At 60.8% G+C, this 20,713-nt stretch carries 16 protein-coding genes, 1 tRNA gene and 3 rRNA genes (1 of these 20 only partly in view); 18 read left to right on the forward strand and 2 right to left on the reverse strand.

What is annotated here, in order from left to right; translation table 11 throughout:
* The 9 genes from M1E16_RS00680 to pgaD form a co-directional block, all read left to right on the forward strand.
* Positions 1–1,557 (forward strand): 23S ribosomal RNA (locus M1E16_RS00680); it begins 1,335 nt to the left of the window's first position.
* Positions 1,558–1,721: 164 nt separating this feature from the next.
* Positions 1,722–1,837, forward strand: a 5S ribosomal RNA gene (rrf, locus tag M1E16_RS00685).
* Between the two features lie 107 nt (positions 1,838–1,944).
* Positions 1,945–2,060, forward strand: a 5S ribosomal RNA gene (gene rrf, locus M1E16_RS00690).
* A 181-nt stretch (positions 2,061–2,241) separates the two neighbouring features.
* A complete protein-coding gene (locus M1E16_RS00695) occupies positions 2,242–2,877 on the forward strand; it encodes an NADH:ubiquinone oxidoreductase subunit N (protein WP_434699226.1) in 636 nt (211 codons plus the stop codon).
* Between the two features lie 156 nt (positions 2,878–3,033).
* Positions 3,034–4,539: a YdgA family protein gene (locus tag M1E16_RS00700; protein ID WP_458128953.1), complete on the forward strand. Its 1,506-nt coding sequence runs from the start codon at positions 3,034–3,036 to the stop codon at positions 4,537–4,539.
* A 245-nt stretch (positions 4,540–4,784) separates the two neighbouring features.
* Positions 4,785–7,268, forward strand: a complete 2,484-nt coding sequence (gene pgaA, locus M1E16_RS00705; protein ID WP_458128954.1) for a poly-beta-1,6 N-acetyl-D-glucosamine export porin PgaA — start codon at positions 4,785–4,787, stop codon at positions 7,266–7,268.
* Between the two features lie 12 nt (positions 7,269–7,280).
* On the forward strand, positions 7,281–9,278 hold the full coding sequence (gene pgaB / locus M1E16_RS00710) for a poly-beta-1,6-N-acetyl-D-glucosamine N-deacetylase PgaB (protein ID WP_458128955.1): 1,998 nt from the start codon (positions 7,281–7,283) through the stop codon (positions 9,276–9,278).
* 1 nt (position 9,279) lies between these two features.
* On the forward strand, positions 9,280–10,635 hold the full coding sequence (pgaC, locus tag M1E16_RS00715; RefSeq protein ID WP_458128956.1) for a poly-beta-1,6-N-acetyl-D-glucosamine synthase: 1,356 nt from the start codon (positions 9,280–9,282) through the stop codon (positions 10,633–10,635).
* The gene (pgaD, locus tag M1E16_RS00720; RefSeq protein ID WP_458128957.1) at positions 10,632–11,135 is read left to right on the forward strand and encodes a poly-beta-1,6-N-acetyl-D-glucosamine biosynthesis protein PgaD; all 504 of its coding nucleotides are present in this window, start codon (positions 10,632–10,634) and stop codon (positions 11,133–11,135) included. The genes pgaC and pgaD overlap by 4 nt, the downstream gene beginning before the upstream one ends.
* A gap of 43 nt (positions 11,136–11,178) precedes the next feature.
* Here the strand turns inward: pgaD and M1E16_RS00725 are convergent, their stop codons facing one another.
* Complete coding sequence (locus M1E16_RS00725) at positions 11,179–12,711, reverse strand: FAD-dependent oxidoreductase (protein ID WP_458128958.1); 1,533 nt, start codon at positions 12,709–12,711, stop codon at positions 11,179–11,181.
* Between the two features lie 139 nt (positions 12,712–12,850).
* Between M1E16_RS00725 and M1E16_RS00730 the strand changes: the two genes are divergently transcribed.
* The 8 genes from M1E16_RS00730 (at position 12,851) to M1E16_RS00765 (ending at position 18,535) form a co-directional block, all read left to right on the forward strand.
* Positions 12,851–13,411, forward strand: coding sequence for a YbhB/YbcL family Raf kinase inhibitor-like protein (locus M1E16_RS00730; RefSeq protein WP_458128959.1), 561 nt, complete (start codon positions 12,851–12,853; stop codon positions 13,409–13,411).
* An 87-nt stretch (positions 13,412–13,498) separates the two neighbouring features.
* Complete coding sequence (locus M1E16_RS00735; protein WP_434654299.1) at positions 13,499–13,672, forward strand: hypothetical protein; 174 nt, start codon at positions 13,499–13,501, stop codon at positions 13,670–13,672.
* A 38-nt stretch (positions 13,673–13,710) separates the two neighbouring features.
* Positions 13,711–15,024, forward strand: a complete 1,314-nt coding sequence (locus M1E16_RS00740; RefSeq protein ID WP_458128960.1) for an MFS transporter — start codon at positions 13,711–13,713, stop codon at positions 15,022–15,024.
* A gap of 2 nt (positions 15,025–15,026) precedes the next feature.
* Entirely contained in the window at positions 15,027–15,200 is a 174-nt protein-coding gene (locus M1E16_RS00745) for a hypothetical protein (RefSeq protein WP_458128961.1), read from the forward strand.
* Positions 15,201–15,404 (forward strand): hypothetical protein, encoded by a 204-nt coding sequence (locus M1E16_RS00750; protein WP_458128962.1) that lies wholly within the window; start codon positions 15,201–15,203, stop codon positions 15,402–15,404.
* A 117-nt stretch (positions 15,405–15,521) separates the two neighbouring features.
* The gene (locus tag M1E16_RS00755; protein WP_458128963.1) at positions 15,522–17,189 is read left to right on the forward strand and encodes a YfbK domain-containing protein; all 1,668 of its coding nucleotides are present in this window, start codon (positions 15,522–15,524) and stop codon (positions 17,187–17,189) included.
* A 162-nt stretch (positions 17,190–17,351) separates the two neighbouring features.
* Entirely contained in the window at positions 17,352–17,924 is a 573-nt protein-coding gene (locus M1E16_RS00760; protein WP_434696251.1) for an RNA polymerase sigma factor, read from the forward strand.
* A complete protein-coding gene (locus tag M1E16_RS00765; RefSeq protein ID WP_458128964.1) occupies positions 17,921–18,535 on the forward strand; it encodes a hypothetical protein in 615 nt (204 codons plus the stop codon). Before M1E16_RS00760 ends, M1E16_RS00765 begins: the two co-directional genes overlap by 4 nt.
* A 138-nt stretch (positions 18,536–18,673) precedes the next feature.
* Here M1E16_RS00765 and M1E16_RS00770 read toward each other — a convergent pair.
* Positions 18,674–18,750 (reverse strand) — tRNA-Arg (locus tag M1E16_RS00770).
* Between the two features lie 350 nt (positions 18,751–19,100).
* Between M1E16_RS00770 and gabD the strand changes: the two genes are divergently transcribed.
* On the forward strand, positions 19,101–20,543 hold the full coding sequence (gene gabD, locus M1E16_RS00775; protein WP_434570497.1) for an NADP-dependent succinate-semialdehyde dehydrogenase: 1,443 nt from the start codon (positions 19,101–19,103) through the stop codon (positions 20,541–20,543).
* Positions 20,544–20,713 lie beyond the last annotated feature (170 nt).

Consider the following 20,713-nt stretch of genomic DNA (forward strand, 5'->3'; position numbering starts at 1 on the left):
TCCCTAAGGCGAGGCTGAAAAGCGTAGTCGATGGAAAACAGGTTAATATTCCTGTACTTCTGGTTATTGCGATGGAGGGACGGAGAAGGCTAGGCCAGCTTGGCGTTGGTTGTCCAAGTTTAAGGTGGTAGGCTGAGATCTTAGGTAAATCCGGGATCTTAAGGCCGAGAGCTGATGACGAGTTACCCTTTGGGTGACGAAGTGGTTGATGCCATGCTTCCAAGAAAAGCTTCTAAGCTTCAGGTAACCAGGAACCGTACCCCAAACCGACACAGGTGGTTGGGTAGAGAATACCAAGGCGCTTGAGAGAACTCGGGTGAAGGAACTAGGCAAAATGGCACCGTAACTTCGGGAGAAGGTGCGCCGGTGAGGGTGAAGCACTTGCTGCGTAAGCCCACGCCGGTCGAAGATACCAGGCCGCTGCGACTGTTTATTAAAAACACAGCACTCTGCAAACACGAAAGTGGACGTATAGGGTGTGACGCCTGCCCGGTGCCGGAAGGTTAATTGATGGGGTTAGCTAACGCGAAGCTCTTGATCGAAGCCCCGGTAAACGGCGGCCGTAACTATAACGGTCCTAAGGTAGCGAAATTCCTTGTCGGGTAAGTTCCGACCTGCACGAATGGCGTAACGATGGCGGCGCTGTCTCCACCCGAGACTCAGTGAAATTGAAATCGCTGTGAAGATGCAGTGTATCCGCGGCTAGACGGAAAGACCCCGTGAACCTTTACTATAGCTTTGCACTGGACTTTGAATTTGCTTGTGTAGGATAGGTGGGAGGCTTTGAAGCGTGGACGCCAGTCTGCGTGGAGCCAACCTTGAAATACCACCCTGGCAACTTTGAGGTTCTAACTCAGGTCCGTTATCCGGATCGAGGACAGTGTATGGTGGGTAGTTTGACTGGGGCGGTCTCCTCCTAAAGAGTAACGGAGGAGTACGAAGGTGCGCTCAGACCGGTCGGAAATCGGTCGTAGAGTATAAAGGCAAAAGCGCGCTTGACTGCGAGACAGACACGTCGAGCAGGTACGAAAGTAGGTCTTAGTGATCCGGTGGTTCTGTATGGAAGGGCCATCGCTCAACGGATAAAAGGTACTCCGGGGATAACAGGCTGATACCGCCCAAGAGTTCATATCGACGGCGGTGTTTGGCACCTCGATGTCGGCTCATCACATCCTGGGGCTGAAGCCGGTCCCAAGGGTATGGCTGTTCGCCATTTAAAGTGGTACGCGAGCTGGGTTTAGAACGTCGTGAGACAGTTCGGTCCCTATCTGCCGTGGACGTTTGAGATTTGAGAGGGGCTGCTCCTAGTACGAGAGGACCGGAGTGGACGAACCTCTGGTGTTCCGGTTGTCACGCCAGTGGCATTGCCGGGTAGCTATGTTCGGAAAAGATAACCGCTGAAAGCATCTAAGCGGGAAACTTGCCTCAAGATGAGATCTCACTGGGACCTTGAGTCCCCTGAAGGGCCGTCGAAGACTACGACGTTGATAGGCAGGGTGTGTAAGCGCTGTGAGGCGTTGAGCTAACCTGTACTAATTGCCCGTGAGGCTTGACCATATAACACCCAAGCAATTTGCTGATCCTGCTCTGGAAACGGAGAAAGGCGCCAGATTGCGGTGTGTGAAGACGAGATGAACCGAAAGTTCGAGTCAAAACCCACAAACTATCGCATACCCATTCGCTGGAACGTGACCGCAAGGCACGCGCTGGCTACCGAATTTCTTGACGACCATAGAGCATTGGAACCACCTGATCCCATCCCGAACTCAGAAGTGAAACGATGCATCGCCGATGGTAGTGTGGGGTTTCCCCATGTGAGAGTAGGTCATCGTCAAGATTAAATTCCGAAACCCCTATCTGCTGACGCAGGTAGGGGTTTTGTTTTAGTAGAAGTCTTCGATTTTCACCGACACGTTGTTCCTGAACGGGTTGGTTACCGAATTTCTTGACGACCATAGAGCATTGGAACCACCTGATCCCATCCCGAACTCAGAAGTGAAACGATGCATCGCCGATGGTAGTGTGGGGTTTCCCCATGTGAGAGTAGGTCATCGTCAAGATTGAATTCCAGAACCCCTGTCTGCCAATGCAGACAGGGGTTTTGTCGTTTTCGGAGCCGATAATCGGATCGCCATCCTAATTGACGCCACCCCCCGGCAAACCCCCAAGCCGTTGCTATGCTTTGATTGTCGGGCTTTGCAGCAACAGCCCGCGACGTGACTGGTCATGGGGATTCCAATAATGAAAAACCCTTATGCTCCCGGCTTCTGGTGCGCTGTCGCGGCCTTGGTGCTGCTATCGGCCACCTACTTCTATGGCGTCATGCTGACTCACCATATCGACAAGGCACTGATTTTCCTGGATAGCGCGGCTGCGCTGATCGGTGTCATTTCTGTCGCAATCGTCGCCTGGGCTTCTCTTCAAGGCCAGCGCATCAAGAAGAAGCAGCTTGTGCAAGGCAAGACACTGGTCCTGATCTGGGATACCAAGGTTGCGCTGCGCCGGGTTGAAACGGTATTCGACCGTTATTTCTGGGGCAGCTATTGGCAGCCTGGACGCACGTTTCAGGAAGTCATGGGTGAGCTCACCGGCACTCCGCTGGAGAAAAGCCTCGAGGCACTGAAAACTCAATGCGCCGCCTTGGACAAGCAAGTCGCGCAAGACGACTGGCATTGGCTCAACAATGCCCGCGAGCTGTGCGATGTGGCCAACGCGATGGCTCGGGAGCGCTATCAATTGGACTTCTACGATGGGCGTGACGATTCATCGGGTGCGGCAGTAATCAATCGAGATTTCGAAGTGTTGGTCTACACCTGGACAGCACGCCTCAAGACCTTCGATCATCAACTTGACGAGATCGAAGTCGAATATTCGTAGACCATTTCTCAAGAACACGCTTTTTCCCCTTTAAACATTGGGCTTGCTGACTTGCCTGATGCTAATCTCCCCACCACTTTTATCGCGTCGTACCACAGCCCTTTGCGGGTCAAGGAAGACGACTCTTTTCAACCATGGAACACGATCGGATCACTCATGAACAAATCAGCAAACGTACTTCTGGGAATCGTTGTGGTTGTTGGTGCAATCAGTGCGGGTGGCGCCTGGTATACCGGCACCAAGCTTGAAGGCGTACTGCAAACCGCTATTGCCGACAGCAATAAGCAACTGCAAACGGCTTTGGCGGGTTCCAATGGCACCGCTTCGATTGAACTGGTCTCCCTGGACCGTGGCACCTTCAGCAGTACCGCCCGTTATCGTCTCAAGGGTGAAGGCGAAATGTTCGGCGGCGAACCGGTCGAGCTGCTGTTCGTTGACAACATCGAACACGGTCCACTGCCATTCTCGCGCCTGATGACGCTCAAATGGTTGCCGGTCATGGCCACCAGCCACACCGAACTGGAGCGGACTCCGCTGACCGAGAAGTGGTTCGTTGCCGCCAAGGATAAATCGCCTCTCAAAGGCGTCTTCAATCTCGGTTACGATCAATCCACCAACGGCACGTTCGAACTGCTGCCTCTGGATACCAAGCTGGATGAGCAATCCCAGCTGATCTTCTCCGGCCTGAAAATCGATGTGGCCGCCAGCGCCCAGGCTGAGAAGATCAAGGCCGACGGCTATATGGACAGCTTCAAGTTGACCACCGTCGCCGAAGATCAGACGCCGGTTCAGGTAGAGTTCAATGGCCTGACATTGGCCAGCAACCTGACCAAGAGCACCTATGGCTACTACAAGGGCGACAACACCCTGTTGCTGAGCAGCAGCAAGACCACCTTCGGCGAGCCGAAATCGGTATTGGGCCTGAAAAACTTCGAGATGAAGAACAACAGCTCCGAGAACGGCACCAGTGCTTCGGGACGCGCTGATTACAAGATCGGCGAGTTGTCGTTCAATGACAAGGTCATCGGTTCTGCACAGATGGCGGTCAGCCTGAAGAACCTGGACATCCCTGCCACCATGTCGCTGATGCAGGTCTACCAGGCCAAGCTGCAACCCTACGAAAAGGCAGCTGCCGAGGCCGCTGAAGCGGGCGAGCCGGCTCCAGAGCTGAACCTCACCGAGGCAGAAGAAGCGCAGGTCAAAGCCGACCTGGAAAAACTCCTGGCTGGCGCCCCGCAAGTGGCCCTGGAGAACCTCTCGTTCAATACCGCTAACGGCGAAAGCCGCGCGAGCCTGGTTGTCGATCTGGCCAAGCCGCAGTCCATGGACCTGCCACCCGATGAGCTGGGCCGCCAGTTGCTCGCTCTGCTGGACTTCAAGGTCAAGGTTTCCAAGCCAATGCTGGTGGATCTCCTGACCGTGCAAGCGCAGATGGAAGGCCAGACCGACGCAAAACTGATCGCCGACCAGGCGACTGCCACCAGCGATATGTTCAGCGCCATGGCGGTAGGCACGGAGCTGGCGAAGCTTGAAGGCAATGATGTGGTTACCAATCTGCACTACGCCAACAATCAGGTCGATTTCAACGGCCAGAAGATGACCGTTGAACAGTTCACCGCGTTTGTGATGAACAAGCTGGGCGGTGGCGTCGCCATTCAGTAACCCGTCCCAGGCAACATCTGAAGACCGGTCCGTGCCCTGTGCACGGGCCGGTTTTTTTTTGTCCGTTGAAAATGCCGCGCTGAAATCTGCATGGATTCTGAAGAATTATGGCGATCTGGAAGATGACCCGCCACGGAGTGCAAAACTAGGCCCGTTAGAGCTTGGCTGGGTTCCTTTGATCCGGCCTTCTGTTTGATGGGCAAGGGGGCACTGCGACCCGGCTGGCCATGTAAGGATGCTGACGAATGCCGCGTACTGTGGGTCCTCTTATTCAATTCGGTTTGCGCCCGTTGTTTCGCGTCGCGCTGTGCAGCCAATTGTGCTGGTCGGTGGCGGCGTTTGCCGATACCGCTTATGACCAGATGGTGCTCGACGCCCGCGCGGGGCATTACACGCCCGCGTTGTCCGTATTGCGCCAGGTGCCGGTTGGCCAGGCCAGCGCCGCACAGATCAGTGACCATCTGCAGATCGCCAGTTGGGCCGGTCTTGATGCCGAGGTGGTGAAAGTCTACGAAACCCAGGGCCGCTACCGCGACCTTCCGGTTCAGGCGCTGACCGCAGCTGCTCGCTCCTATCGCAACCTCAAGCGCTGGGATCCGGCGGTCGAGTTGTATCGCCGGGCGTTGGCGATAGATCCGCAGAACCCCGATCTGCAACTGGGTCTGGCCTTGACCCAGGCCGATGCCGGCAAGCCAGATGAAGCCGTCAGCCGCGCCAGGGCCCTCGTTGCGGCCAAGCCAGAAGATCCGATGCGCCGGTTGGCCTTGGGTTATGCGCTGACGCGTGCGGACAATCCCCACGAAGCGCTTTTCGAATACGACCAGGCTTTCACCCGTGCCGGCAGCAACAAGCCTGAAGTCGCCCGCGAGTACGTCTACGCCCTGCAACGCGCCCGTTTGCCTGAGCCGGCCCTGCGCCTGGCCCGGCTTCAGCCCGGCCTGATCGATCGTGGCGTGCAGCGCAGGCTCGAAGGCGATGTGGCGGCCGAGCGGGTGCGCCTGGCGGATATGGCCAGTCGCAGCGAAACAGAACGTTTTGTCATTGCCGATCGCGCGCTGGCGGACTACGACAAACTGCTCGCCACCTGGACTCCGGTGGCCGAGGCCCACGATGATGTCTTGCGCTGGCGGATCGACCGCATGGGCGCCCTCAACGCCCGGGCTCGCCGGGCCGAGGTGATCGCCGAGTACCAGAAGCTGGTCGCTGAAGGGGTCAGCATTCCAACCTACGCGCTGCGCTGGGTGGCTTCTTCCTATCTGGAGCAACGTGAACCGGAGATCGCCGTCGATCTGTACCGCCGCGTGCTGATTGCACCGGATGCAGATCCTGCGGACCGCTTCGAAGACAGCACTGCGCTCTACTACGCCTTGCTGGAAAGCGAAAAATCCGAGGAGGCCCGCGCACTGGCCGAAGACCTGGCGAAAGCACAGCCGGCCCGCGTGGAACTCAAGGGGCTGCCGATCGGTAATCCCAACGACGAATGGATGGACGCGCAGCTCCTGGCCGCTCAGGCAGGTACCTACGGCGCCGATCTGCCTACCGCCGAGGCGCGCCTGGACGCTCTGGTCTACCACGGGCCCGGCAATATCGGCTTGCGCCTGGCCCAGGCCGATCTGTACCAGGCACGTGACTGGCCGCGGCGTTCAGAAAGCCTGCTCAAGGAAGTCGAGGCCACAACGCCGCGCAATCGCGACTTGGAAGTTGCCCAGGCTCGCGCCGCCATGGATCTGCAGGAATGGCGGCAAATGGATGCGCTTACCGATGACGTCGTCGCCCGCTATCCCGAGAACGCTCACGTCAAGCGCCTGCAACGCCAGCGTGACGTCCATGACATGGCTGAACTGCGCATCGAGGCCTACACCGGCAAGAGCTACGGTGGCGGCAATGGTGACGCTGGCGCGGTGACCGGCAGCCGTGATTTCGGTGTCGAAACCTTGCTCTACAGCCCGCCCATCGATGAAGACTGGCGGCTGTTCGGCGGTGCCGGTTACGCAACCGGCGACTTCGAGGAAGGCACCGGCCACCATCGCTGGCAGCGCCTGGGAGTGGAGCGGCGCACCCGCGACATGACCCTGGAGGCGGAAGTCTCCAACCATTCGTATGGTTCCGGTGACAAACAGGGCGCGCGAGTAGCCGTGGCCCGGGACATCAATGATCACTGGCAGTACGGCGGCAGCCTGGACTACCTCTCGGCCAACACTCCGTTGCGGGCTCTCAACAGCGGGATTCGCGCCAATGGTGGAAGCGGTTTCGTCCGCTGGCGTGCCAATGAAAGACGCGAGTGGCGGCTGGCTGTCAGCCCGTCCCACTTCAGCGATGGCAACAACCGCCTCGAGACCTTGCTGACCGGCCGCGAGGGCATCTACAGCGCTCCGAGGCTACAAGTGGAGCTGGGCCTGGAAGTCGGTGCCAGTCGTAACAGCGGCGCCAATGAAGTGCCGTACTTCAATCCGAAATCGGACTTCAGTGTCATGCCGACCGTGAGCGCCAATCACGTGCTGTATCGCCGCTACGAAACCACCTGGAGCCAGCAGTTCCAGGCGGGTGCCGGCACTTACAGCCAGAGTGACTACAGCACCGGCGCCATGGGGTTGCTCAGCTACGGCCAGCGTCTGCTCTGGAACGATGTGCTTGAAGCCGGGGCCGCGCTGAGCTGGCTCAACCGCCCTTACGACGGCGATCGTGAAAGCGATCTGCGCCTGCTTGTCGACCTCACCTACCGCTTCTAGAAGAGTTTGAAAATGCCCGTCATTTCGCGATTCATCCTTCTGCTGGGAGTCTTGCTGATCAGCGCTTGTGCCCAGCAGGCCCCGGCATTTGCCCCGCCTTCGCAACGGCCGGTGATGGCCAACGATGCGCCATGGCCGAAAAACCACGTGCTTGGTATTGCCTACCACGACGTCGAAGACCGCGACCCTGACCAAGCCTTGGTGGCCGTGCGCACCGAGCGCCTGATCGAGCAATTGGCCTGGCTGCGGGAAAACAATTATCAGCCGGTCACGATCGATCAGATCATCGCTGCCCGCAACGGCGGGCCCGAACTGCCACCGCGCGCAGTACTGCTGAGTTTCGACGACGGCTACTCAAGCTTTTACACCCGCGTCATGCCCATCCTGCGCGCCTACAACTGGCCGGCCATCCTTGCTCCGGTCGGCAGTTGGATCGACACGCCGCTGAATCAACCGGTGGATTTTGCCGGGGTGCCGCGCAAGCGTTCCGAGTTCCTGACCTGGGAGCAGATTCGCGAGGTGTCGAAATCGGGCCTGGTGGAAATCGCCGCCCACACCGACGCCAATCACAAAGGCGTACTCGCCAACCCGCAAGGCAACCAGCAGCCGGCGGCGACCACGCGGCGCTACGATCCGGCTACCGGTCGTTATGAAGCGGAAGCCGATTTCCAGGCGCGTCTGCGCAAGGATGTGGCAGCCATTTCCGAGAAGATCCGCAAAGTCACCGGCTACAGTCCGCGCGTCTGGGTCTGGCCATACGGCGAGGCGGACGGCACCGCGTTGCAGGTGATTGGCAGCCAGGGCTACCAGATGGCCCTGACCCTGGAAGACGGCCTCGACAGCCTCGATAACCTGATGAGCGGCCCGCGCTTTCTGGTGGCTTCCGATCCGGACGGCGCTCACTTCGCCGAAAGCATCGTCTCGGTGCAGACCATGGACCCGATGCGGGTGGTCCACGTCGACCTGGATTACGTCTACGATCCGGACCCCGTGCAGCAGGAGGCCAACGTCGGCAAGCTGGTCCAGCGTATCTACGATCTCGGCGCGAACACTGTCTTCCTGCAAGCTTTTGCCGACCCGAAGGGCGATGGCCTGGTCCATTCGCTGTACTTCCCCAATCGGCATCTGCCGGTACGCGCCGATCTGTTCGATCGGGTCGCATGGCAATTGCGCACCCGGGCCAACGTGAAGGTGTATGCCTGGATGCCGGTGCTCAGTTTTGCCCTGGACCCGAAGTTGCCGCGTGTACAGCGCTGGGATCCTGAAACCGGCAAGATTGGCGTCGCCCCGGACCAGTACGTACGCCTGTCGCCCTTCGACCCGAACGTGCGCAAGGTCATCGGCGAAATCTACCAAGACCTGGCGCGGATGAGCTCGGTGGACGGCGTTCTGTACCATGACGACGCGGTGTTCTCCGACTTCGAGGACGCCGGTCCCGCCGCGATGAAAGTCTACGCGGCCAACGGCTTGCCGACCTCCATCGCCGCCCTGCGCGACGACCCGGCGGCCATGCAGCGCTGGACCCGTTTCAAGAGCCGCTACCTGATCGACTTCACCGCTGAGCTCACGGCCAAGGTCCGGGCAATTCGTGGTCCGGAGCTGCGCACGGCGCGCAATATCTTTGCCGAGCCGATGCTCAACCCGCAGAGCGAGGCCTGGTTCGCTCAGAACCTCGATGACTTCCTCGGCGCCTACGATTGGACGGCTCCGATGGCCATGCCATTGATGGAAAAACAGACCCGCGAGCAATCCGGGCCCTGGCTCGAACGGCTGGTGGAAACCGTCAAGGCTCGCCCCGGTGCGCTCAAGCGCACGGTATTCGAATTGCAAGCGCGCGACTGGCACAGCAAGCCGGTGGCCGATATCGAAGGTGAACAACTGGCCGACTGGATGGGGCGACTCAAGCGCCAGGGCGTGACCAGTTTCGGCTACTACCCGGACAACTTCATCGAAGACCAGCCTGCCGTGAAAGCCGTGCGGCCTGCGCTCTCCAACAAGTGGAATCCTTGACATGCTCGACAGACTGCTCGCCGTCCTGGTGCTGGCGATCGTCCTTGGGGTGCCCCTCGGCCTGATCTTCCTGGTCACTGGGCAATTCCTGATGGACTTCGTGTTCTTCTACCCGCTGTTCATGTCCGGGCTGTGGATCGCCGGCGGCCTGTATTTCTGGCTGCACTGGGAGCGCCACTGGCCGTGGAAAGACGACACCTTGCCGCCGCCCCTGGCCGGCGAACCGCTGATCAGCATCCTGATCCCGTGCTTCAACGAAGGCGACAACGTTGCCGACACGATTCACGCAGCGCTGGGCCAGCACTATCCGAACATCGAGGTGATCGCCATCAACGACGGCTCCAAGGACAACACCGCCGAGGTGCTGGACCGACTGGCGGCCGAAGACTCGCGCTTGCGTGTGCTGCACCTGGCGGAAAACCAGGGCAAGGCCGTAGCCCTGCGCATGGGCGCCATCGCTGCACGCAGCGAATACCTGGTGTGCATTGACGGCGACGCGCTGCTGGCACCGAATACCTGCGCCTACCTGGTGGCGCCGATGCTCGACAACGCCCGCCTCGGCGCGGTGACGGGCAACCCGCGCATTCGCACCCGTTCAACATTGGTGGGTCGGGTCCAGGTCGGTGAGTTTTCCTCGATCATCGGCTTGATCAAGCGTACCCAGCGGGTCTTCGGACGGATCTTCACAGTGTCCGGTGTGATCGTCGCCTTCCGTCGCACGGCGCTGCACCGGGTCGGCTACTGGAGCCCGGACATGATCACCGAGGACATCGACATCAGCTGGAAGCTGCAACTGGACCACTGGAGCATCTTCTACGAACCCCGTGCGTTGTGCTGGATCCTCATGCCCGAAACCCTGCGCGGCCTGTGGCGGCAACGGCTGCGCTGGGCCCAGGGCGGTGCCGAAGTGCTGTTCAAGAACATCCGCGGCATCTGGCAATACCGCCACCGTTACCTGTGGCCGCTGCTGTTCGAATACTGCCTGTCCACCGGTTGGGCCTTCACCTTCCTGCTGTCGGTGATCTTCTGGGGCGCCGGCAAATTCATCGAGATGCCCGCCGCCATCGCGGTGGACCACCTCATGCCGCCGGCCTTTACCGGGCTGTTGCTGGCGGTGGTGTGCCTGATGCAATTCGCGGTGAGCATCCTGATCGACCGTCGCTACGAAAAAGGCCTGTGGCACATCATGTTCTGGGTGGTCTGGTACCCGTTGGTGTTCTGGTTGATCAGCCTGTTCACCACCCTGGTGAGTTTCCCCAAGGTGCTGTTCGGGCAGCATCAGAAACGTGCGCGCTGGGTCAGCCCGGATCGCGGGATCAAGCCGTTCGATGACGAAGAAGAGGAAGTGATCCGATGAAAATTATCAGGACCCGGCAGCGGCCTTTTCTGGTGGTCATCGATGTGCTTTTCACCGTGCTGGCGTGGGTTGGGCTGTTGTATCTGCTGGTCAACGGGCTCTGGCCGTTGTTCGACAGCCATGCCGGGCCGCGCCTGGGTGGTTCGTTGTTCGATACCCTGGGAACCTTGCAGATCTATGGCTGGATCGCGCTGGTCAACGCAATCATCCTGATTACCTGGGCGCGTTACCAACAGCGCAAAAGCCGCAGCTTCGCCCAGCGTCGGCTGCCGAGGCCTGCGGTGGATGACCAAGGCCTGAGCGCAAGTTTCAAGCTGACTGACGAACGACTGGAAACGTTGCGCCAGCCTGGCTCCAAAATCATCCATAACAACCCGGATGGCGACATCAGCCACGTAGTGCCGCACTTCCATCTGCTGAGCCCGGACTTGCAACCGCCGCCCCTGGCACCGCTGGACCGGCCGCAGGTGATTCATCTGCCGGCTGATCGCCCTGCGTAGTCAACGCAAAACACCACAGGTTTTATATTGTCTTCAAGACAAGCTACACCGAAAAATCCCGGACCAGCCGCCAGGCCTCATCCACCGACAGCGGTTGCTTCATGCGCTGGGCCAGCGCCGCCATGGCCCGGCCTTCATCGCAGGCCACGACGGCGGCAACGAGACCGTCCTTGCCGAGCAGAGCGATGAACGGAGGATGCTCAGGCGTGCCCTTGAATTGCACCTCGTCCCATTCCTCGGCATGGCCGAGGTAGTCGTAGCGTTTGCCGAAGTGGTACGTCCAGAAGAACGGCACATCCAGGTAGTGTTCCTCCCCGCCGAGCATGTTCGTCGCGGCGATGCGTGCCTGTTGCTGGGCCAGGCGCCAATGTTCGATGCGCCGGGGTTGGCCGTTGAGGGGAAAGGTGGCGATATCGCCAACGGCCCAGACGCCATCGGCGACGCGCATGCCGTCGTCAGCGATCAATGATTGATCTTTTTCCCGTGGCAGATCGGCGAACGGCTCGGTCGCCGGGCGCACGCCGACACCGATGATGACCAGGTCCGCCGCGAAACGCTGACCGTTATCCAGCACCACGGCTTCAACCTTTTCCGCACCTTCGATCCGCGCCGCTTCGCCCTCGCTGTGATAGACCACACCATTGGCCCGGTGTCGGGCCAGGATCGCCTTGCCGATGCTGTCGCCAAACTGCGCGGCGAACGGGACCGGGTGGCGGGCCAGGACGGTCACGCTCAGTTCACGTTTGCGCAGGGACGAGGCGACTTCCATGGCGATGAAGCTGTCGCCGATAATCACCGCTCGCTGCCCCGGCTGGGCATGGTCGAGGATTTGCCGGGTATCGGCCAAAGAGCGCAGGGTGAGCACATTGGGCAAGTCGAGGCCCGGCATGTCTGGCGTCCTGGGCACTCCACCGGTGGCGATGAGCAGTGCGTCATAGTCCAGGCGTTGACCGTCGGCGAGATGAATCTGGCGCGCGCTGATGTCGAGACCGGCCACTTCGCCGTTGCGCCTTTCGATGCGTTGCCGGGTGAAGTAGGTTTCATCGCGCAAGGCCGGCGTCTTTTCCGCGGCCATGTCGCCGGCCAACACGTATTTGCTCAGTACGGTGCGGTCATAACCGGCCTCGGCTTCGCGGTCGATCATCTGGATCCGGCCACCGAAACCCTTCTCGCGCAGCGCCGCCGCGCAAGCCGTGCCGGCCGCTCCGGCGCCGACGATGACGAAGGTGCGCGGGTCATCGGCGGGAGGGATTTTTTCGGCTGGCAGTGGTTGCTCATCGACCCATACTTCATCGCCCCGCAGCTCGACGTGATAACGCTGCAGGCTGTCGAGGGCCGGCGGCTCGCACAGAGCGCCGTCTTCGGCACGGAACGCGGCCTTGTGCCACGGGCAGATCAGCCTGCCGTGACACACCGCGCCCTCGGCCAGCGGCGCCCCGGCATGCGGGCATTTGCCTTGGAAGGCTCGGACCTGTCCGCCAGCCCGCAGCAGCAGAATGGGTGTTTCGTTGAGGGTCACTTCGAGGCCGCGGTCCTCTCGCACATCAGCGAGGCGGGCGACTTGATGCATGGGCATGGTCGTTCTCCGACAGGCGTTTCCCGTTCGAGTCAGGGGAGTGCAACGAGGTTCAGCATAATTGTCACTGCAACCGGGCCGGCGCTGCGGCTATAGTTCGCAGGCCGTCCATGGCCTGAATCGAATTAAGGTGCCCGGTATGACTCGATTGACCTCCCTTTCCTCCTGGCTCGCGGCCGTCACCCTCGTGCTGTGCGCGCAAGGGGTTGTCCAGGCCGAAGAGCGTTTCACCCTGAGCATTCCCGGTGTGTCGGACGACCGCCTCTTCACTGCCGCCGCCGCGAGCGACGCGAACACCTGCGGCGGCAAGAATATTTCTCCGGCGCTGAGCTGGAACGCCGGCCCGCCTGGCACCCTCAGCTATGCCATCGTCATGCTCGATCCCGACGGCCAGCGCGGGCAGGGCGTCGACCACTGGGTCCATTACGGGATCAAGGCCAGCACCCGACAGATCCCGGCGGGAGTGGGCACCAAATCCACCCTGGAAGGCATGAGCGGCATCAACAGCAAGAATACGCACGGCTACATCGGTCCGTGCCCACCCGTTGGCGACAGCGCTCATCACTACCTGATCCAGATATTCGCCCTGGACCTGCCACCCGACGCATTGCCCGCCGGCCTCACACGCGCCCAGTTGATGGAAAAACTCAAAGGCCACGTACTGCGCAACAGCAGCGTGGTGCGCCGCTACCACCGCTGACCGGCAGCCCCAATCGTCACGTAAGTTGGCATCGAGCGCCAAAAGCGAGCACTATCGGCGCCTGTTCACTCATACCGGAGGATGGCGATGACGCAGCAAACCGACGGCATCGCCCGCCTCAAGAACTGCCCCACCAAGGGCGACGAAATACGCCGGGCCATCGCCCAGAGCCGCAAGGATTTTCTGCCTGCTGACGAGGCCGTAGACGCCGAGCCAGGCCAACCGTCGGCGCAGCCCGTGGGCAAGGGTCCCGCTGCCTGATCCGACGCCTTCTTCCAACCATTTTTCCAAACATGCCTATGACTGCCACCCATCATTTGCCAGGCGCGCGGTTCAGCCGCTCCGACTACAAGACCCTGGGCCTCGCCGCCCTCGGCGGCGCGCTGGAAATCTACGACTTCATCATTTTCGTTTTTTTCGCCCTGACCCTCAGCCAACTGTTCTTCCCGCCGGAAATGCCCGAGTGGCTGCGCCTGCTACAGAGCTTCGGGATTTTCGCGACTGGCTATCTGGCGCGTCCCCTGGGCGGGATACTCATGGCGCACTTTGCCGATCGCCTGGGCCGCAAGCGTGTCTTCAGCCTGAGCATTCTGATGATGGCGTTGCCGTGTCTGCTCATCGGTGTACTGCCGACCTATGCGCAAATCGGCTATTTCGCCCCGTTGCTGTTGTTGGCGCTGCGCATCCTGCAAGGCGCGGCGGTGGGCGGGGAGGTGCCGAGTGCCTGGGTGTTCGTGGCCGAACACGCGCCGTTGCGGCATCGCGGCTATGCCTTGGGCTTTCTCCAGGCGGGCCTGACCTTCGGCTACTTGCTCGGCGCCTTGACCGCCACGGCGCTGGCGCGGATCTTCACCCCGACCGAAATCCTCGACTACGCGTGGCGCTTGCCGTTCCTGCTGGGCGGGGTATTCGGCGTGATCGGCGTCTGGCTGCGCCGCTGGCTGAGTGAAACGCCGATCTTCATGGCCCTGCAAGCCAATCGCGAAGGCGCGACGGAGCTGCCGCTGCGCACGGTTTTGCGCGACCATCGACATGCGTTGCTGCCCGCCGCCATTCTTACCTGCGTACTGACTTCCGCCGTGGTGGTCTTTGTGGTCATCACCCCCACAGTGATGCAGAAAAGCTTCGGCCTGACCCCCAGCCACACGTTTGCCCTGAGCAGCCTCGGCATCGTTTTCCTGAACATCGGCTGCGTCCTGGCCGGCCTCGTCGTCGACCGCATCGGCGCCTGGCGCACCGTCATGCTCTACAGCCTGCTGTTGCCGCTGGGCATCGCCGTGCTCTATGCCAGCCTGATCAGCGGCAGCGACTGGCTGGGCCTGGCCTACGCCGTGGCCGGCCTGGGTTGCGGCGTGGTCGGCGCGGTGCCTTCGGTGATGATCAGCCTGTTCCCGCCGAAGATTCGCGTGTCCGGTATCTCCTTCACCTACAACATCGCTTATGCACTCTGGGCCAGCATGACGCCGTTGTTGTTGATTGCGCTGGTGCCGTGGAGCCCGTGGGTGTGCGTGGTGTATTGCGTGGTGATGGGCGCGGTGGGAGTAGCGGCGGCGGCTTATTTTCCGAGGCGGCATGCAAAGATCCTGCGGCCCTCTTTGGCCTGTGAAACCTGATCGTGCGCTTGCTCGACGGCAATCGCTACGCTTCCAGCAAGGAAAGCGCTGACTACCTGCTGGATATCAACGCCGTCTACGCCCGCCGTGTCCAGGACACCCAAGGTGGTTTGATGAACAGTATCGTTGCCGACGGTACGTACCTTGCCAGTGTCGACTTCAGTTACCAGGTTTAGGTGAAGAAGGCCGGCGCCGAGGTGCTGCATTTCACCCAGGCTCGCGAGGGGCTGATGCCGGCCGGCGCGATCGGGCAATTTCACGCCATGAAAGGCATCGCTGGTGCCCTCACGAAACGGGGCAATTCCGATGTCGAGGAGTACTACACCAGCCAGCTGAGCCGTTTCATCGCCGATGACCTGCGGGCCATTCCGTCTCGCTGATGCTATTTGCCGCCGCTGAGGGGACCAGGGCATGAAAATTTTCTGGTCGTTAACCCGAACCACTGATCTCTTGCGTCTGACCTTGTGAACGGATCTTCCACTCACGAGGTTCAGCCCATGTCCCGTCCGCTTTCGTATATGCGTCCTGCCACCCAGGGCTTTGCCGTCACGCTGCTGGTGGCGTTGGCCGGTTGTGGGTTGTCTTCGTCCCGTGAAGCTGCCAAGCCGGCCGAACCGGTGGCGGCGGCGCCCATCGTCGCGCCGCAAGGGGAGATCGCCTACGTGCGCCAGACTATGGCCAAGCGCATGGCCGCGCCGGCATCAATGCCTGCGCCGATGGGCGATGTTGCCTCCAATGATTACCGCAGCGAGCCGCGCGAACAGTACGAGAAGCTGCCGGAAAATCCTGTCCACAGCGTCGCCGAGACACCGGTCTCGACCTTCAGCGTGGATGTCGATACCGGCAGCTATGCCAACGTGCGACGTTTCCTCAACCAGGGCAGCCTGCCGCCTGAGGGCGCTGTGCGGTTGGAGGAAATGGTCAACTACTTTCCTTACCACTACGCGTTGCCCACCGACGGTTCGCCCTTTGGCGTGACCACCGAAATCGCGCCATCGCCCTGGAACCCTCACACCCGGTTGTTGCGTGTCGGGATCAAGGCCAGCGACCGCGCCGTCTCAGACCTGGCCCCGGCCAACCTGGTGTTTCTGGTGGATGTGTCCGGCTCGATGAACCGTCGCGAAGGCCTGCCGCTGGTCAAGAACACGCTGAAATTGCTGGTGGACCAATTGCGCGATCAGGACCGGGTGTCCCTGGTGGTCTATGCCGGTGAATCCCGGGTCGTGCTCAAGCCCACCTCGGGTAGCGACAAGGTGAAGATCCGCAACGCCATCGATCAACTGAACGCCGGTGGATCGACCGCCGGTGCCTCGGGCATCGAACTGGCCTATCAGATGGCTCGGGAGAGCTTTATCGACAAAGGCATCAACCGCATCCTGCTGACCACCGACGGTGACTTCAACGTCGGCATCAGTGATTTCGACAGCCTCAAGCAGATGGCCGTGGATCAGCGCAAAAACGGCGTCTCCCTGACGACACTGGGCTTCGGTGTGGATAACTACAACGAACACCTGATGGAGCAACTGGCTGACGCCGGTGACGGTAACTACGCGTACATCGACAACCTGCTCGAAGCGCGCAAGGTCCTGGTGGACCAGCTCAGCTCCACCCTGGCGGTGGTAGCGCGAGACGTGAAGTTGCAGGTGGAGTTCAACCCCGCTCAGGTCAGCGAATATCGACTGCTGGGTTATGAGAACCGCGCGTTGAAGCGTGAGGATTTCAGCAATGACAAGGTCGACGCAGGCGAGATCGGCGCTGGGCATACAGTGACCGCGCTGTATGAAATTGTCCCGAAAGGAGAGCAGGGCTGGTTGGAGCCGCTGCGTTATGGGAACGCGTCCAAGTCGGACGGCAAGTCCGGCGAACTGGCGATGTTGCGCGTACGCTACAAGCTGGCGGAAGGCGGTAGCAGCCGGTTGATCGAACATCCCATTGCCGTTTCACCGCGCAATGACAAAACCAGCGACGACCTGCGCTTCTCGGCCGCCGTGGCAGCCTTCGCCCAACAGCTCAAGGGCGATGGACGCTACACTGGGCAGATGACCTTGAAGGATACCGCGCAGTTGGCGCGCTCGGCGCGCGGTGACGATCCGTTCGGGCTGCGTGCCGAGTTCGTGCAACTGGTGGAGCTGGCCCAGAGCCTCGAACCTGCGGCCAAACGCTGATCCCGGCCACAATGAGGATCAAATGTGGGAGCGAGCTTGCTCGCGATGGCGTCGGTTCAGTTGCATTTATATTGCTGACACACCGCTATCGCGAGCAAGCTCGCTCCCACGGGGTCTGCCAGGGCTGTGTTGCAATGATCGCCAAAGGAGTTCGACACGGACATGCCCGCTGCGCTTGATTCTCCCAGCGACGAATCGCTGCTGGCCCGCTATCGCGAAGGCGACGGGGCTTGTTTCGAAGCCCTGTACGTCCGCCATCGGCAAGGGCTTTATCGTTTTCTCGTGTCCTTGAGCAACAAGGCCGAACTGGCCGAGGAAATTTTCCAGGACACCTGGCTCAGCCTGATTCGCAGCACCACCCAGCCACAAGGCCGGGCGAGTTTTCGTACATGGTTGTTCCAGATTGCCCGTAACCGCTTGATCGACCACTGGCGCAAGCACGGCGTCCACAACCCGCTGCACGACAGTTACGACGAGCAGCTTCATGTCCAGCCCGACGACACCGGCAACCCTGAGCAACAGTTGAGCCTGAGTCGCGACCAGGCTCGTCTCGACGCCGCATTGCAGGCCTTGCCCGAGGATCAGCGGGAAGTCTTCCTGCTGCGCCTGCACGGTGATCTCGAACTGCCACAGATCGCTGCCCTGACCGGCGTTCCGCTGGAAACGGTCAAGAGCCGCTTGCGTTACGCCCAACAGAAGCTGCATCGCCTGTTGGCCGAGGAGGTACCCGCATGATCGACCCCAAACAGACGCCGGATTCCATCGACGAAACGCTGGTCGAACATTTCCGCCAACACGCCAGCGGCGAGCCGCCGGCCTCCATGGACGCCTTCATCCTGGCCACCGCGCGCCGTGAAGCCCCGACGCCGGCGCCGAGCCTGTGGCAGCGCTGGCTGCAGGCTTGTCAGCGACCCCGGTGGCAAATGGCGTTCGCCACGGTTGCCGGTGTGGCGCTGATGATCGGCCTGGTGCTGCGTACGCCGACCGAGGAGCAACTGGTTTCACCCGCCTCCATGGAGTTTTCCGCCGATCGGCAACAGCCCCCGGTTGCCGCTGCCCCGCCGCCAGCCATGCCGGCCCCCGCACCGATCACTCGCATGGCGCCCCAGGGCGAACTGGCCCGAGCCCCGGCCAGCCCGATGCAGGCGTTGGCGGATAAGCCCGCAGCGAAAATGAGCAAATCCGCGCCCGCCGCAATGCCAACACTGGAGCAGGAGCTGCTGGAAGTGCTGCGATTGCGCGAGGCGGGTGACAGCAAGGCGGCTGATGAGAAGCTGCTGGCGTTGCACAAGCGCTTTCCCAAGGAAGACTTGCCGGCGCGGTTGGAAATATTGCGTAAGCGATGACCGAGCGCCCGTGGCGAGGGAGCTTGCTCCCGCTGGGCTGCGCAGCAGCCCCAAAACTACCCAGTTCAGAATCGGGTAAGGACAGCGCCACAAAAAAGCCCCAATCCGCGAGGACTGGGGCTTTTGATTTTTCATATATGGTGCACCAGGCGGGATTCGAACCCACGACCCCTGCCTTCGGAGGGCAGTACTCTATCCAGCTGAGCTACTGGTGCAACGCGGGCGCCATGATACTCATAAGCATGGCGGGCGTCCATGCTGCTGATTTGCCGTTTGTTTTCGCCTCGCTCGGCGGCTGTTGGCTACGCTGATCAGAAAAAACAGGCAAATGCAGCTTTTTCGTTCTTTTTTTCGAACAGGCTATTGTCCTCCAACCCCATCGGCCCTAGGATTCGTTTGAGATTTCAAACGCTCTTGTCTGGGTGCTGAACCGCACGTCTGTGCTTATGTGCGTTATTTCTGTGCTTCAGCCCGGTGGATGATTTCCCTGACGGCAGCCCATGAGGCGCCTTTCTACAACTCTAATTCGCTCCGCGTGCGCGCGGTGCTGTTAAGGAAAGCCGACATGCAGCTTAAAGACACCCAGTTGTTCCGCCAGCAAGCCTTTATCGATGGCGCTTGGGTCGATGCGGACAATGGTCAGACGATCAAGGTCACCAACCCGGCGACGGGCGAAGTATTGGGCACGGTGCCGAAGATGGGCGCTGCCGAAACCCGTCGCGCGATCGAAGCCGCCGACAAGGCGCTGCCGGCCTGGCGTGCGTTGACCGCCAAGGAACGCGCCAACAAGCTGCGTCGCTGGTATGAATTGCTGATCGAAAACCAGGACGACCTTGGTCGCCTGATGACCCTGGAGCAGGGCAAGCCGCTGGCCGAAGCCAAGGGCGAGATCGTCTATGCCGCCTCCTTTATCGAATGGTTCGCCGAAGAAGCCAAGCGCATCTACGGTGATGTGATTCCCGGCCACCAGCCGGACAAGCGCCTGATCGTGATCAAGCAGCCGATTGGCGTGACCGCCGCCATCACGCCGTGGAACTTCCCGGCCGCGATGATCACCCGCAAGGCCGGCCCGGCCCTGGCCGCCGGTTGCACCATGGTCATCAAGCCGGCTTCGCAGACGCCGTTCTCGGCCCTGGCCCTGGTAGAGCTGGCGCACCGTGCCGGCATCCCGCAAGGCGTGTTGAGCGTGGTCACTGGCAGTGCCGGCGACATCGGGGGCGAGCTGACCAGCAACCCGATCGTGCGCAAGCTGTCCTTCACCGGTTCGACCGAGATCGGTCGCCAGTTGATGGCCGAATGCGCCAAGGACATCAAGAAGGTTTCCCTGGAGCTGGGCGGCAACGCGCCCTTCATCGTGTTCGACGACGCGGACCTGGATAAGGCCGTCGAAGGCGCGATCATTTCCAAATACCGCAACAACGGCCAGACCTGCGTCTGCGCCAACCGCCTGTACGTCCAGGATTCGGTATACGACGCCTTCGCCGAGAAACTCAAGGCAGCGGTGGCCAAGCTCAAGATCGGCAACGGTCTGGAAGACGGCATCACTACCGGTCCGTTGATCGACGAAAAAGCGGTTGCCAAGGTACAGGAACACATCGCCGATGCGGTCAGCAAAGGCGCAACCGTGCTGTCGGGCGGCAAGCCGATGGAAGGCAATTTCTTCGAGCCGACCATCCTGACCAACGTGCCGAAGAATGCCGCCGTGGCGAAGGAAGAAACCTTCGGCCCATTGGCGCCGCTGTTCCGCTTCAAAGACGAAGCCGAAGTGATCGCGATGTCCAATGACACCGAGTTCGGCCTGGCTTCGTACTTTTATGCCCGCGACCTGGGCCGTGTGTTCCGTGTGGCCGAAGCCCTGGAATACGGCATGGTCGGCGTCAACACCGGTTTGATCTCCAACGAAGTCGCGCCGTTCGGCGGCATCAAGGCTTCGGGCCTGGGCCGTGAGGGCTCCAAGTACGGCATCGAGGACTACCTGGAAATCAAATACCTCTGCCTGGGTATCTGATCTGCTACAAGCGCAAAGGGCACGAGAGCGCTGTCCCTTTGCGCGTTTCACCCCGTTCTGTTTCTTGTGGCCGGAACGCTGCGGCAGTCGATCATCGCATGCTGTCGCAGTTGCCTCCCCGCCATGTATTCCTTGAGCCACGCCGACCGATGAGCGGCGAATGAGGACAT

This window comes from Pseudomonas sp. Z2-11 (genome assembly GCF_054161305.1).

Excerpts from the sequence above, each read along its gene's own strand:
- M1E16_RS00725 (WP_458128958.1), bottom strand. The coding sequence starts at position 12,711 with ATGCCCATGCATCAAGTCGCCCGCCTCGCTGATGTGCGAGAGGACCGC.
- pgaA (WP_458128954.1), top strand. The coding sequence starts at position 4,785 with ATGCCGCGTACTGTGGGTCCTCTTATTCAATTCGGTTTGCGCCCGTTG.
- pgaC (WP_458128956.1), top strand. The coding sequence starts at position 9,280 with ATGCTCGACAGACTGCTCGCCGTCCTGGTGCTGGCGATCGTCCTTGGG.
- M1E16_RS00760 (WP_434696251.1), top strand. The coding sequence starts at position 17,352 with ATGCCCGCTGCGCTTGATTCTCCCAGCGACGAATCGCTGCTGGCCCGC.
- pgaB (WP_458128955.1), top strand. The coding sequence starts at position 7,281 with ATGCCCGTCATTTCGCGATTCATCCTTCTGCTGGGAGTCTTGCTGATC.
- M1E16_RS00695 (WP_434699226.1), top strand. The coding sequence starts at position 2,242 with ATGAAAAACCCTTATGCTCCCGGCTTCTGGTGCGCTGTCGCGGCCTTG.
- gabD (WP_434570497.1), top strand. The coding sequence starts at position 19,101 with ATGCAGCTTAAAGACACCCAGTTGTTCCGCCAGCAAGCCTTTATCGAT.
- M1E16_RS00740 (WP_458128960.1), top strand. The coding sequence starts at position 13,711 with ATGACTGCCACCCATCATTTGCCAGGCGCGCGGTTCAGCCGCTCCGAC.
- M1E16_RS00735 (WP_434654299.1), top strand. The coding sequence starts at position 13,499 with ATGACGCAGCAAACCGACGGCATCGCCCGCCTCAAGAACTGCCCCACC.
- M1E16_RS00755 (WP_458128963.1), top strand. The coding sequence starts at position 15,522 with ATGTCCCGTCCGCTTTCGTATATGCGTCCTGCCACCCAGGGCTTTGCC.
- pgaD (WP_458128957.1), top strand. The coding sequence starts at position 10,632 with ATGAAAATTATCAGGACCCGGCAGCGGCCTTTTCTGGTGGTCATCGAT.
- M1E16_RS00730 (WP_458128959.1), top strand. The coding sequence starts at position 12,851 with ATGACTCGATTGACCTCCCTTTCCTCCTGGCTCGCGGCCGTCACCCTC.
- M1E16_RS00700 (WP_458128953.1), top strand. The coding sequence starts at position 3,034 with ATGAACAAATCAGCAAACGTACTTCTGGGAATCGTTGTGGTTGTTGGT.
- M1E16_RS00765 (WP_458128964.1), top strand. The coding sequence starts at position 17,921 with ATGATCGACCCCAAACAGACGCCGGATTCCATCGACGAAACGCTGGTC.